Source organism: Herbiconiux oxytropis (assembly GCF_024979315.1).
GTDB classification, from domain to species: Bacteria; Actinomycetota; Actinomycetes; order Actinomycetales; family Microbacteriaceae; genus Herbiconiux; species Herbiconiux oxytropis.
On record NZ_JANLCK010000011.1, the window covers coordinates 98,321 to 111,872 of the forward strand.

13 protein-coding genes are annotated in these 13,552 nt (G+C 70.7%); all 13 read right to left on the minus strand.

What is annotated here, in order from left to right; all coding sequences use genetic code 11:
• Nucleotides 1-106: 106 nt before the first annotated feature.
• A complete protein-coding gene (scpB, locus tag N1028_RS16725) occupies nucleotides 107-748 on the minus strand; it encodes an SMC-Scp complex subunit ScpB (protein ID WP_259530529.1) in 642 nt (213 codons plus the stop codon).
• 95 nt (nucleotides 749-843) lie between these two features.
• Entirely contained in the window at nucleotides 844-1,674 is an 831-nt protein-coding gene (locus N1028_RS16730) for a segregation and condensation protein A (protein WP_259530530.1), read from the minus strand.
• Nucleotides 1,658-2,506, minus strand: coding sequence for a ParA family protein (locus tag N1028_RS16735; RefSeq protein ID WP_259530545.1), 849 nt, complete (start codon nucleotides 2,504-2,506; stop codon nucleotides 1,658-1,660). The genes N1028_RS16730 and N1028_RS16735 overlap by 17 nt, the downstream gene beginning before the upstream one ends.
• A 352-nt stretch (nucleotides 2,507-2,858) precedes the next feature.
• Nucleotides 2,859-3,809, minus strand: coding sequence for a site-specific tyrosine recombinase XerD (gene xerD, locus N1028_RS16740; RefSeq protein ID WP_259530546.1), 951 nt, complete (start codon nucleotides 3,807-3,809; stop codon nucleotides 2,859-2,861).
• 31 nt (nucleotides 3,810-3,840) lie between these two features.
• The gene (locus tag N1028_RS16745; protein WP_259530531.1) at nucleotides 3,841-4,470 is read right to left on the minus strand and encodes an NUDIX domain-containing protein; all 630 of its coding nucleotides are present in this window, start codon (nucleotides 4,468-4,470) and stop codon (nucleotides 3,841-3,843) included.
• Nucleotides 4,463-6,214: a CTP synthase gene (gene pyrG, locus N1028_RS16750; protein WP_375163454.1), complete on the minus strand. Its 1,752-nt coding sequence runs from the start codon at nucleotides 6,212-6,214 to the stop codon at nucleotides 4,463-4,465. The genes N1028_RS16745 and pyrG overlap by 8 nt, the downstream gene beginning before the upstream one ends.
• Nucleotides 6,189-7,631, minus strand: a complete 1,443-nt coding sequence (locus N1028_RS16755) for a hypothetical protein (RefSeq protein ID WP_259530532.1) — start codon at nucleotides 7,629-7,631, stop codon at nucleotides 6,189-6,191. Before N1028_RS16755 ends, pyrG begins: the two co-directional genes overlap by 26 nt.
• A 44-nt stretch (nucleotides 7,632-7,675) precedes the next feature.
• The gene (gene recN / locus N1028_RS16760) at nucleotides 7,676-9,394 is read right to left on the minus strand and encodes a DNA repair protein RecN (protein WP_259530533.1); all 1,719 of its coding nucleotides are present in this window, start codon (nucleotides 9,392-9,394) and stop codon (nucleotides 7,676-7,678) included.
• A 6-nt stretch (nucleotides 9,395-9,400) separates the two neighbouring features.
• Entirely contained in the window at nucleotides 9,401-10,315 is a 915-nt protein-coding gene (locus tag N1028_RS16765; protein ID WP_259530535.1) for an NAD kinase, read from the minus strand.
• Between the two features lie 3 nt (nucleotides 10,316-10,318).
• Entirely contained in the window at nucleotides 10,319-11,122 is an 804-nt protein-coding gene (locus tag N1028_RS16770; protein WP_259530537.1) for a TlyA family RNA methyltransferase, read from the minus strand.
• Complete coding sequence (locus N1028_RS16775; protein WP_259530548.1) at nucleotides 11,115-11,300, minus strand: hypothetical protein; 186 nt, start codon at nucleotides 11,298-11,300, stop codon at nucleotides 11,115-11,117. Before N1028_RS16775 ends, N1028_RS16770 begins: the two co-directional genes overlap by 8 nt.
• 20 nt (nucleotides 11,301-11,320) lie before the next feature.
• Nucleotides 11,321-12,346, minus strand: coding sequence for an HAD-IIA family hydrolase (locus N1028_RS16780; protein ID WP_259530538.1), 1,026 nt, complete (start codon nucleotides 12,344-12,346; stop codon nucleotides 11,321-11,323).
• Nucleotides 12,346-13,425, minus strand: coding sequence for a tetratricopeptide repeat protein (locus N1028_RS16785; protein ID WP_259530539.1), 1,080 nt, complete (start codon nucleotides 13,423-13,425; stop codon nucleotides 12,346-12,348). The genes N1028_RS16780 and N1028_RS16785 overlap by 1 nt, the downstream gene beginning before the upstream one ends.
• Nucleotides 13,426-13,552: the final 127 nt, after the last annotated feature.

A 13,552-nucleotide genomic window follows, 5' to 3' on the forward strand; every position in this document is an offset into this window, starting at 1 on the left:
ACCTTCTGCAGGCGCACGCCTTCCGGTGCACCGCCCTGATGTGCACCGCCTTGATGCGCACTGCCTGACGTGTCGTTGTCGTCCCACGGCGGGATCACGAAGGGGGTCATCGGAGGGCCTCCAGGTCGTCGAATCCCTCGCTGCCGTCCGGCAGGAGGGGGGAGATCTTCGGCAGCTCGTCGAGCGAGTTGATGCCGAGCTGGGTGAGCAGCAGGTCGGTGGTGCCGTAGAGGATCGCGCCGGTCTCGGCCTGCGTCGAGACCTCGGTGATCAGGCCGCGGCTGAGGAGCGTGCGCACGACGGAGTCGACGTTGACGGCCCGGATGCTCGCGACGGCTCCGCGGCTGATGGGCTGCTTGTAGGCGATCACCGAGAGCGTCTCGAGAGCGGCCTGCGAGAGCCGCGACGGGTTCTGGGTGATCACGAAGTCGCGCACGAGCGGATCCCACTCGGCCCGCACGTAGATCCGCCAGCCGCCGGCCACCTCGCGCAGTTCGAAGCCGCGGCGCACGCTGGGCCGCCCGCCCGGGCCCTCGGCGAGCCCGTCGTAGTCCTCCACGAGCCGCTCGATGCCCTGGCGCACGACGGCCACGGGTCGCCCGAGCGCCGTGGCGAGCGCCACGAGGCTCTGCGGCTCGTCGGCCACCATGAAGATCGCCTCGAGCGCCCTGTCGACGTCCATCGAGGCGGGAGCAGGCCCGGGTGCAGGCGTCCCTGCGATCGTCTCGTCCGGAGTCTCAGTTGTCATAATCGGCTCCCGCGCTGGAGCTGGAAGCGACGATCCTGTGGATCGTCGCCGCGACGCCAGCGCCGAACGAGCTGTGCTCGTTCGGGCTCAAGACATCAGTTGTCATAATCTGCTCCAAGATGTGCAAGCTGCTCCTCGGTCCAGTGCTCTGCGGTCCACCTGAGGGTCAGCTCCCCCAGCGGCTCGAGCTGCTCGAACGAGATCGACGCGTGCCGGTAGAGCTCGAGCACGGCGAGGAAGCGCGCGATCACGACGCCCTTCTCCTCGATCCCCGCGATCAGCTGCCGGAAGGTGACGGGCACCCCGCTCGCCGCTGCCGAGCGCAGCAGCGTCACCACATGTGCCGCCTGCTCCCGGATGCTCACGAGCGGCGCGTGCAGGTGCTCGAGCCCCACCACGGGCACCTCGCGCGGCGCGAGCGCGAAGGCGGCGAGGGCGGCGAAGTCGTCGGGCGTGAGCGTCCAGACGAGCTCGGGCCTCTGCTGCCGGTACTTCTCCTCGAGCCGCACCACGCGGGGCCGCCGGGTGGCCTCCTCGTCGAAGCGGTCGGCGAGCCACGCCGAGACCACCTTGAAGGCCCGGTACTGCAGGAGCCGAGCGAACAGCAGGTCGCGGGCCTCGAGCAGCGCCACGTCCTCGGCGTCGACGAGCTCGCCCTGCGGCAGCAGCCCCACGATCTTGAGGTCGAGCAGGGTCGCCGCCACCACGAGGAACTCCGACGCCCGGTCGAGCTCCTCGGCGGAGTCGAGCCCCTTGAGGTAGGAGATGAACTCGTCGGTCACCCGGCTGAGGGCGATGTCGGTGATGTCGAGCTCGTGCTTCGTGATCAGCTGCAGCAGGAGGTCGAACGGCCCCTCGAAGTTGTCGAGGCTCAGCGAGAAACCGGGAGCGGACTCCGCGAGCTCCGGCTCAGGCGACCGCGCCACGGGCGACCAGTTCTCTGGCCAGCTGCTTGTAGGCCTTCGCCGACGTGTGCTCTGGCGCGAACTGGGTGATGGGCTTGCCCGCCACCGTCGCATCCGGGAACTTCACCGTGCGGCCGATGACCGTCTCGAACACCTTGTCGCCGAAGGTCTCGACCACGCGCTCGAGCACCTCGCGCGAGTGCAGTGTGCGCGGGTCGTACATGGTGGCGAGGATGCCGTCGAGCGTGAGCGCCGGATTCAGCCGGTCGCGCACCTTGTCGATCGTCTCCACCAGGAGGGCGACGCCGCGGAGCGCGAAGTACTCGCACTCGAGCGGGATGAGCACGCCGTGGCTCGCGGTGAGCGCGTTCACTGTGAGGAGGCCGAGCGAGGGCTGGCAGTCCACGAGGATGACGTCGTAGTCGTTGCTCACCCGGCGGAGCACCCGGGCGAGGATCGACTCCCGCGCGACCTCGCTCACGAGGTGCACCTCGGCGGCCGAGAGGTCGATGTTGGCCGGGATGATGTCGAGGCCCTCGACGCTCGTCTTCTGGATGGCGTCGGCCGGATCCTTGATCGTGCCGATCAGCAGGTCGTAGATGGTGGGGATGTCGTGGGTCATCACGCCGAGGCCCGCCGAGAGCGCGCCCTGCGGGTCGAAGTCGATGGCGAGCACCTTGCGACCGTACTCGGCGAGCGCCGCTCCCACGTTGACGCTCGTGGTGGTCTTGCCCACGCCGCCCTTCTGGTTGCAGAGCGAGATGATGCGAGCGGGTCCGTGCGAGGCGAGCGGCGCCGGATCCGGGAACTCGGTCACGGGCCGCCCCGTGGGCCCGTTCTTCGGAAGATCGATGCCGGTGAGCTCGTCGACCTGCGTCTTCTTCGCCGTTCGCGTGATCCGTGTGGGCACCGAATCTCCTCATCTCAGACCGCCATCCCGGCGCTCGGGAATGATTCTACGCCGGTCCCCGCCCGGCGTAGGGCGACATGCTCGCGTGTGGTCGCTTCGCGGCCACGCGCTCGCCCTGGGTCGGCGAGCAGACCCCGTCCCGTCCGCCTTCCGCCTGAGTCCTCGCCGCTTCGCCCACTTGACACAAGATGTGTCAAGTCGACGCGTTTGGGCGCATCTACTGCCAAGTCGCGGAAGGGTGGGCACGGCAGAGGTCGGACGTGTTGCAGAGGGGCGGGCAGGCACGCCACCGCAGCTACCGGGCGCGCGGGTGGGCCGACTGGTACATGTCGATGAGTGTGTCGGCGGTCACCTGGGTGTAGAGCTGGGTGGTGGAGACCGAGGAGTGGCCGAGGAGGTCCTGCACCACACGCACGTCGGCCCCGCCCTGCAGGAGGTGCGTCGCGAAGGAGTGCCGGAAGGTGTGCGGCGAGACGTGCGCGGCGATCCCTGAGCGCTCCGCGGCGGCCCGGATGACGAGCCACGCGCCCTGCCTGCTGAGCCGCTGCCCGCGGATCCCGAGGAAGAGCCCGGGGGTCGCCCGCCCCCGCGCCGAGAACACCGGCCGCACTCGCACGAGGTAGGCGTCGAGGGCCCGCCGCGCGTAGCTCCCCACGGGCACGATCCTCTGCTTGCTGCCCTTGCCGGTCACCCGCACCATGTCGCCGTCCTGCACGTCGTCGACGTTGAGGGAGACGAGCTCGGTGATGCGGGCCCCGGTCGCGTAGAGCATCTCGAGCAGGGCGCGGTCGCGCACGGCCACCGGATCGGGCGAGTCCTCGCCACCGGTCGCCGTGAGCAGCCGCTCCATGTCGTCGATCGAGATCGCCTTGGGCAGCCGCAGCCCGAGCTTGGGCGGCTTCACCTCGCGAGCGGGATCGACCTCCGTCACCCCCTCCTCGGTGAGGTGCCGGTGGAAGCTCCGCACGGTCGAGAGGATGCGCGCCACCGACGACGCCGACAGCTCCCCGCCCTCCTCGGTGCGGAGCGCCCGCTGGAACGCGGCGATGTCGCCCTCGCCGATCGCGGCCACGTCGACGAGCCCGGAGGAGCGCAGCCACGTCGTGTACCGGGCGAGGTCGCGCCGGTAGGCGGCCACGGTGTTCGCGGCGAGACCGCGTTCGACCGTGATGTGGCGGAGGAACCCGTCGACCTGCCGGCCGAGCCCATCCTGCCGAACGGCCCCGTCCTGCCGGCTGAGCCCGATCGAAGGAGCGGCCCCGTCCTCGGCCACGCTCCTAGCCGCCGGCCCCGGGCCGAGCGGGCCACGGCGCGTCGGCGGGCTTGAGCGTCGACCACCCGCGCGACCGTGACAGCGAAGCGGCGAGCGCCCCGATCACGAGCGACGGATTCTGCACCCGGCTGTCGAGCGCCGCGTCCACGAGCTCCGAGAGGGGCACCCACCGCAGCTCCATGTCGGCCTCCTCGGCCTCACGGTCGAAAGCCGATCCGGTGGCCCGCACCCCTCGCGCGAGGTAGATCCGGATGGCCTCGTTGTTGCCACCGGGCGTCGTGAGGTAGTCCACGAGCACGTTCCACGTGTCGGCCTCGAGGTCGGCCTCCTCAGCGAGCTCGCGCTTGGCGGCGTCGAGCGCCGGCTCCGACGCCACGTCGAGCAGCCCGGCAGGCGGCTCCCACTCGCGTCGGCGCACCGGATGCCGGTACTGCTTGATCACGAGCACCCGGTCCTCGTCGTCGAGGGCGAACACCGCCACGGCTCCCGGGTGGTCCACGAAGTCGCGTCGCAGCGTCTCCCCGCCGTACTCGAACGACTCGCGCCGCACGTCCCAGACGTAGCCGTCGAACACGACGTCGCTCGAGAGCACCTCGACGGGCGCGTCATCGTCGGCGAACAGCTCCTCAGGCATCGGCGTCCTGCACGGCGAACAGGCGGCTGGCCTCCTGGCGCTCGAGGGCGGCCTCGACGAGCCCCCTGAAGAGCGGATGCGGGTTGCTGGGTCGCGAGCGCAGCTCCGGGTGGGCCTGGGTGGCGATGTAGTACGGGTGCACGTCACGCGGCAGCTCCACGTACTCCACGAGCTGGCCGTCGGGCGAGAGCCCCGAGAACCACAGTCCCGACTCGGCGATCTGGTCGCGGTAGCGGTTGTTCACCTCGTAGCGGTGACGGTGCCGCTCGGAGGCGGTCGCCGCCCCGTACACGCGCTCAGCGGTGGAGCCCGACGCGAGGTCGGCCTCGTAGAGCCCGAGGCGCATGGTGCCGCCGAGGTCTCCCCCGGCGATGATGTCGACCTGTTCGGCCATCGTCGCGATCACGGGGAACTCGGTGTCGGGGTCGAACTCGCTCGAGGAGGCCCCGGGGAGCCCGGTCACGTTGCGGGCGTACTCCACGACCATGCACTGCAGGCCGAGGCAGAGTCCGAGCGTGGGGATCCCGTTCTCGCGCGCGAAGCGCAGGGCGCCGAGCTTGCCCTCGATGCCGCGCACGCCGAAGCCGCCTGGCACGCAGATGCCGTCGACGTCCGACAGCTCGCGCGCGGCGCCCTCGGGCGTCTCGCACTCGTCGGAGGCGATCCACTTGATCTTCACCTTCGCCTTGTGTGCGAAGCCGCCCGCCCGCAGCGCCTCGGTCACCGAGAGGTAGGCGTCGGGGAGGTCGATGTACTTGCCCACGAGGCCGATCGTCACGTCGTGCTTGGGCTCGTGCACGGCGTCGAGGATGGGCTGCCAGCCCGCCCAGTCCACGTCGCCCGCCTTGTCGGTGAGCTCGAGGTGGTCGGCGATGTAGGCGTCGAGGCCCTGGTCGTGCAGCATCGTAGGGATGTCGTAGATCGAGGGCACGTCGACCGCGTTCACGACCCCGGCCTCGTCGACGTCGCACATGAGGGCGATCTTGCGCTTGTTGCTCTCCGAGACGGGGCGGTCGCTCCGCAGCACGAGCGCGTCGGGCTGGATGCCGATCGAGCGGAGAGCGGCCACGGAGTGCTGCGTCGGCTTGGTCTTCTGCTCGCCAGAGGCGTTCATGTAGGGCACGAGCGAGACGTGCACGAAGAACACGTTCTTGCGGCCGAGCTCGTGGCGCACCTGGCGCGCCGACTCGATGAAGGGCTGCGACTCGATGTCGCCGACCGTTCCGCCGATCTCGGTGATGATCACATCCGGTTGTTCGCTGGCGGGCCGGGAGGCGTCGTGCGCCTGCAGCCGCATCCGGCGCTTGATCTCGTCGGTGATGTGCGGGATGACCTGCACGGTGTCGCCGAGATACTCGCCGCGGCGCTCCTTGGCGATCACGCTCGAGTAGATCTGCCCGGTCGTCACGTTCGCGGCCTGGTTGAGGTTGATGTCGAGGAACCGCTCGTAGTGCCCGATGTCGAGGTCGGTCTCGGCGCCGTCGTCGGTCACGAAGACCTCGCCGTGCTGGAACGGGTTCATCGTCCCGGGATCGACGTTGAGGTAGGGGTCCAGCTTCTGCATCACCACGCGGAGACCGCGTGCGGTGAGCAGATTCCCGAGGCTGGCGGCCGTCAGGCCCTTGCCGAGAGAGGAGACGACACCCCCGGTGACGAAGATGTGCTTCGTCAGTTTCGAGTCGTTGCCGTTCACGTCCGGCCGGTCCGCAGCTTGAGCTTCATCCACGGAATTCCATCCTATCAGTGCTCTCGGGGGTCGTGTCGTCGGCGGAGGCATCCGGCGCCTTGAGGGCGGGCCGCTGGAGCAGTTCCACGAGGAGGATCAGCACGATCGCCACGACGGCGGCGCCGATCGTCTGCCCGGTCGAGAGCGGGCGCACGAGGAGCACGAACGCGGCGGCCGCGACTCCGATCAGCACCTCGACCGCGAGCCGGAACCGGCCGAGGAACGCGCCGAAGGCGCCCGTCGAGATCCCGCGCGCGTCGCCGTGAGCGCGGAGGCGCGTCGCGGCGTCGCCGAACGCCCGTCGGAGTGCCGGTGCCGGCCGGAACGGCCCGAGCGCCCAGCTGATCAGCATCACCGTGAACGCCAGGACGGCCACGGCAACGGTGGTCCCCGCGATCCGGGAGGTCACCGCGTCGTAGATCACGCCGGCCGCATCGATCGGCAGGTAGCGCGGAGCGATCTGCGCCACCACCACGAGCTGACCGATCCGCAGCGCGATCCCGAGCAGCACCATCACGACACCGAGCGTCAGGCTCGTGCAGAACAGGGTCACCACTCGCCGTTTCGCCACCGCGACGCCGGCCACCAGGAACGCCAGCGCGACCCACGGCAGCCACAGCCCGAGGCCCACGGCGAGGCCGTAGAGCAGGGTCAGCTGGCCGAGGCCGTCCGACTGCGCCACCACGATCGACACGTCCACCGTGGGGATGGCCTCGGCGAAACCCAGCCCCTGATCGAGCATGGCCGCCTTGACCGCCTCGATCACGGGCCCCAGTTGCACGGAGAGCTCGCCGGCCCCCGAGATCGACAGCGCCGCCGTCGGATCGCCCGTCATCGCGGCCACCACCTGCCGGTGGCTCACCCGGAGCGCCTGCTCCCAGATCTCCTCGAACGCGTCCGATTCCACGAAGTCGGTCACCACGCCCGTCGCGAGCGATCGCAGCCCGAGCGCGGCCGGCTGCTGCAGCGCCTGCAGGGCAGCGGATGCCGCGGGCGGCAGCCCGAGACCGCCCACGGCATCGAACACCTCGCCCGTGAGCGTCTCGAAGTCGACCTGCTGCTCCACCGCCGTCATCACCTCGGCGACCACGAGCGACTTCACCGCCTCGTCCTCGGCGAGCGGTGCGAAGGTCGCCACGAAGGCCCCCGTGTCGGCCAGCTGGCTCTCGGCCCAGCTCGCCGCCACCGCCACGGGGGCGAGCACGAGCCCGATCACCACCAGGGCGACGGATGCCACGGTGCGGCCCCGCGAGCGACCCCGCCGCCGCGCTCCCCCGTCCGCAGCCCCGCTCCCTGCCTCCGCACCGATCGGCACGGTGTCCGCAGAGCCGGCCGTGTCCGCCGCGGCTTCGAGGGCCGCAGCCCGCAGCGCCTCGTTCTCGGCTCGCAGCCGCTCCACGAGCGCCGTCAGCTCCGCGTTCGTCTCCCGTGCCATGTCGAGCCCTCGATCCCCGCGCCACCCCCGGCCCGCGATGGATCTCAGTGTGACACAGCGAGGCTCCGGGCCGTAGCGAGCAGTTCGGCGGCGTGCGCGAGGCCCGACTCCGAGTCCGGAAGTCCCGAGAGCAGGCGGGCCATCTCGGCGAGCCGTGCGTCGCCGCTGAGCTGCACCACGTTCGAGGCCGTCACCGGGCCGTCGAGGTCCTTCTCCACCCGCAGATGGTTCGACGCGAAGGCGGCGACCTGGGCGAGGTGCGTCACCACGATCACCTGCGAGTTCTGCGCGAGCGCCGCGAGGCGGCGCCCGATCTCGATGGCGGAGGCGCCGCCGACGCCGGAGTCGACCTCGTCGAAGACGAACGTGGGCACCGGATCGGCCGCGGCCAGCACCACCTCGATCGCGAGCATCACCCGCGAGAGCTCACCGCCCGAAGCGCCCTTGCCGAGGGGCCGGGGGTCGCTGCCCTCGTGCGGCCGCAGCAGGAACTGCACGAGGTCGCGGCCCGTCGTGCCGAGCTCGTCGCGCGGCTGGATCTCGACCACGAAGCGCGCGTTGGGCATCGCGAGCGCGGCCAGCTCGGCGGTCACCCGCTCGGCCAGAACGCCCGCAGCGGTGCTGCGCAGCTCGGTGAGGCCGTCGGCGGCCACCGTGAGCGCGGCGTGCTCGTCGTCGACGAGCGCGGTGAGCTCCTCGATGCGGTCCGAATCGGAGTCGAGCTCGAGCAGTCTCGGCTCGGCGCTCTCGGCGTAGGCGATCACGTCGGCGAGCTCAGGACCGTACTTGCGCATGAGGCTGGTCAGGTCGGCACGCCGCTCCTGCACGGCGTCGAGCCGACCGGCCTCGTCTGTGTCGAGCGAGGCGGAGTAGCTGGCCAGCTGGGCGCCGATGTCGGAGACCAGGAAACTGGCGTTCTCGAGCGCCTCGACCACCGGGGCGAGGGCGGCGTCGTGATGCGCCACGCGTTCGAGCGCCCGCCGGGCGGTGTCGATCAGCACGACGGTGTCGGGGGTGTCGCCCGTCTCGCTCGAGATGCTCTCCTTGGCCTCGGCGGCGGCGAGCCGCAGGTCCTCGAGGTTCGTCAGCCGGGCGGCGAGCTCGGCGAGCTCCTCGTCCTCCCCCGCCATGGGCGCGATCGCCTGGATCTCCTCCACGGCGGTCCGCAGCTGCTCGGCCTCGCGGAGGCGGGCGGAGCGCTCGGTCACGAGGGTCTCGATCTCGGCGGCGTGCGCCTGCCAGGTGCGGTGCAGCTCGCGATAGGCGGCGAGCCGCTCGGCGAACGCGGGCCCGGCGAAGCTGTCGAGAGAGGCGCGCTGGGCCTGCTGGCTCTTCAGTCGCAACTGGTCGGACTGCCCGTGCACGACCACGAGGTCGCCGCCGAGCTCGTTCAGCAGGCTGATCGGAGCCGAGCGCCCGCCCACCACGGCGCGGCTGCGGCCCTCGGCCGAGACCGACCGGGAGAGGATGAGCTCACCGGCGGGATCTCCGTCGATGCGCTCGACGTCGCCGCCGGCCTCGCGCACCCGATCCGACACCCGGCCCTCGGGATCCACGAGCAGCCGCCCCTCGATCCAGGCGTGGGGAGCGCCCGAGCGCACCGAGCCCGTGTCGGCCCGCTCGCCGAACAGCAGCCCGAGCGCCGAGACGACCATGGTCTTTCCGGCACCGGTCTCGCCGGTCACGGCGGTGAATCCAGGGCCCAGAGGCAGAACGGCCTCGCCGATCACCCCGAGGTCCCTGATCGACAGTTCTTCGATCACAGGTCTTCAGTCACTCTCGATCGGCCCCCGCCACCCGTTCACGGGCAGATTGAACTTGCGCACCAGGCGATCGGTGAACGGCGCCATCGCGAGCCGCGCGAGCCGCACGGGGGTGGAGGATCGCCGCACGATCACGCGGGCACCTCGCGGGAGGTCGCGCATCCGTCTGCCGTCGCTCCAGAGCACGGCTCCGCCTTGGCTCCGGTCGAGCACCTCCACGGCGAGAGCGGAGTCCGGCCCCACCACGAGCGGCCGGGCGAAGAGAGCGTGAGCGCTGAGCGGCACCATCAGGAGCGCGTCGAGGCTCGGCCACACCACGGGGCCGCCGGCGGAGAAGGAGTACGCGGTCGATCCGGTGGGGGTCGACATCACGACACCGTCGCAGCCGAAGCTCGACAGCGGGCGGCCGTCGACCTCGATCACGACCTCGAGCATCCGCTCGCGACTGGCCTTCTCCACGGTCGCCTCGTTGAGCGCCCAGGTCTCGTAGACCACTTCGGAGGCGACCTTCACCCGCACCGAGAGCGTCATCCGCTCCTCCACGAGGTAGTCGCGCTCGAGGGCGCGCTGCACGCTGGACGCGAGGTCCTCGCGCTCGCTCTCGGCGAGGAAGCCCACGTGCCCGAGGTTCACGCCGAGCAGCGGCACGGTCGAGCCGCGCACGATCTCGGCGGCGCGGAGGATGGTGCCGTCCCCGCCCAGCACGATCACGAGCTCGAGATCCGAGATCGCGACGGAGTCGCCGAGCACCTCGTAGGGCCGCAGCCGCTCGAGCACCTCGGGGTGGTCATCGTCGTCGACGTGTGCGATCACGGGATGCACTCCGGCCTCCCGGAGCTGCCGGCACACGCTGAGCGCGGCGTCCACGGAATCGCTCCGCCCGGTGTGCAGCACCACGAGGATGTATCGTTCAGCGGCCACGGCTCATCCTCCTGTCAGCTCGGTCACGCGGTCCAACCATTCTGTCGGATGCGAGCCCTCGCGTTCGCTGAACCAGACCAGGTACTCGAGGTTCCCCGAGCCGCCGGCGATCGGCGAGCGGATGAGCCCGGCGGTCTTCAGGCCGAGGTCGAAGGCGCTCCACAGCACGTTCGAGACGGCGTCGGCGCGGAGGTCGCGGTTCTTCACGATCCCCTCCTTCACCCCGGTGCGACCCACCTCGAACTGCGGCTTCACGAGCAGCACGAAGTCGGCGCCCGGCCAAGCCAGTGCCCGCAGCGGTGCGAGCACGAGACCGAGCGAGATGAACGAGAGGTCGCCCACCACGAGGTCCACGGGCCCTTCGACACCGGATGCCCCGGCCAGCGTCTCCGGGGTCGCGTACCGCAGGTTGTAGCCCTCCACCGTCACCACCCGCTGATCCTTCGCGATGATCGGATCGAGCTGCCCGTGCCCCACGTCGGCGGCGATCACCTGCCGCGCCCCGCGTTCGAGCAGCACCTGGGTGAACCCGCCCGTCGAGGCACCGGCGTCCAGGGCGAGGGCGCCTTCGACGGCCACCGCCGGGAAGGCGTCGAGAGCTGCGATGAGCTTGTTGGCGCCGCGACTGACGTAGCGGTCGACGGCGTCGACCGACACCACCTGCTCCTCCTCCACGGGGAACGAGGCCTTCACCACGGGATCGCCGTCGACGCGCACGTAGCCCTTGGCGATGAGCCGGGCGGCGTGAGTGCGAGAGCGCGCCAGACCACGGGCGGCCACGACGGCGTCGAGTCGCGAACTAGGCATTCGTTCCCGTGCTGTCGCTGCCCTCGAGGCGCGACTTCAGCTGGTCGTGCACCTGGGCGTAAGCAGTGGCGCGCTGATCGAGCGGCTGCTCCTCGATCACGCGGAGCCGGGGCACCAGGGCGTCATCGAGCGCCTCGTGCGGGCTCATGCCACGGGGGTCGACCTGCTCTGTGCTCACCCCTTCAGCGTACCCGCCCCTCAGCTGTAGAGGGCGGGCTCCACGTCGAGGGCGTGGATCGCGAGGCCCGAGTTCCAGATGGCCGCAGAACCGGCGCGCACGAGGTCGACCGGAGTGTCCCCCGGCTTCACGATGCGCACCACGTGGCCCTTCATCCGCACCACCGCCGACCCCACGCTCGTCTCCGTGCCGTCCTTCGACGTCTCGGTCACCGGATACTCCTCGAAGAGCTGGCGGAGGTCCTCGAGGATGAAGTCGGGCCGGCAGTCCACCGGTGCCGCCAGAAGCTGCTTCGCGCGGTCGATCCCCGTGAGCACGTGGATCGCGCGCAGCCCGGCGCGCTTGGCGCCCTTCGTGTCGGTGTCGAGCCGATCGCCGAGGAACGCGGCGCTCGAGGCGGTGGCGCCGAATCGGGCCACGGCCTCCTCGAAGATCGCGACCTCGGGCTTGCCGGCCACCACGGGAAGCCGGCCCACGGCGGTGTGCACGGCGGAGACGAGCGTGCCGTTGCCCGGCGCGATCCCGCCGGCCACCGGGATGGTCCAGTCGGTGTTGGTGGCCACCCAGTGCACGGCGGGGTCGTGCAGCGCGAAGCTCGCCTCGGCCAGCTGCTTCCAGCCCACCTCCGGCGCGAAGCCCTGCACCACGGCTGCGGGCCCATCGGCCGCGGCCCGTGTCACCACGAGCCCCGCCTTCTCCACCTCGGAGGTCAGCCCCTCGCCACCCACCACGAGCACCGTCGCACCGGGTTCGACCAGCGTGGCCAGGATGCGCATGGCCGCTTGCGGCGACGTCACCACGTCCTCGGCAGCCACACTCAGCCCGAAGCTCGAGAGGTGCTCGGCGACCTGGGCGTCGGTGCGCGAGGCATTGTTGGTGACGTAGCCGGTGCGGATGCCGGCAGCCACCGCACGAGCCAGCGACTCCGCGGCGAACGGTATCGCCGCCGGCCCCTGGTAGACCACCCCGTCGAGATCGGCGAGCACGGTGTCGATGCCGTCGAGGGGAAGCACGGTCTCGACCCTTCTGCTGCGGAACAGACTCATCACGCCTTCTCGTCCTCGTCGAAGTCCTCGAACTCCTCCACGATCTCGATCACGTCGTCGGCGTCGTCGCCTCCGTTCAGGGCGGCGTCAGCTCGTGCGGCGAGCTCACGCCAGCGCGCCGATTCCTCCTCCATGCCGAGCTCCTCGAGCACTTCGGCGTAGGCATCGAACAGGTCGGGGCTGTAGGAGTAGGCCACCGTCGCATCGAGCTGCGGGATCTCGAGCTCCGCCAGCGCCGCATCCGGCTGACCGAGATCCAGTCGCGCGCCGGACATCGCGATCGCCACGGCCACCTGAGCGGCGGGCGAGAGCGTCGAGCGCTCCACAGACCGACCGGTCTCGAGCGCGCGATCGGGACGACCCATCCCCCGCTCACTGTCGACGAGAAGGGCCAGCTGCTCGTTGGAGCCGGAGATCCGACGGTAGGTGCGGAGCTCCCGCAGCGCGAGCGCGAAGTCTCCGGTCCGATAGGCGGTGATGGCGAGGGTCTCGCGCACCACTCCGATGCGGCCGGCGCGACGCGACGCCGAGATGGCGTGCTGATGGGCAAGCTCAGGATCGTCATCGATCAGGCGCGCAGCCATCGCGAGGTGGCGGGCGACCTCCTCGGCGTTCTCCTTATTGAGGGTCTTCAGCTGCAGTCGCGCCCCCTTGTCGAGGTCGCGCGCCGTCACGTCCTCCGGGATCTCGGGGTCGTCGTGGCGCGTGCGGACCGCGCGGAGCTCTCTCGCCCTCAGCTCATCCTCGGTCAGCGGAGGCCGTTCGAACCGCTGCGCGCCCGCGTCGTTGCGGGCGGGCTTGCCGTCTTTCGTCCAGAGCCGACGCTCGCCCGACTGACCTCCGCGGTCGGGGCGCTGGCCGCCGCGCTCAGGACGCTGCCCCCCGCGCTCAGGCCGCTGACCGCTGCGCTCAGGACGGCCACCCCGGTCAGGACGCTGCCCCCCGCGCTCGGGCCGCTGCCCCTGATCCGGTCGCGAACTGCTGTCGCGGCGAGGCTGGAACGGGCGCTTGTCGCCATCGCGCCGAGGCGTGTGCGGTCGCTTGTCAGCACGACGCTTCTCGTCATCAGGCTCGGTCACGATGGCTCCTCTGTTGGTGTTGTTAACGCAAAATGACCACCCATTGCTGGGTGGCCATTTTGTGAAGTAAGTCCGGCGGTGTCCTACTCTCCCACAAGGTCCCCCTTGCAGTACCATCGGCGCAGAG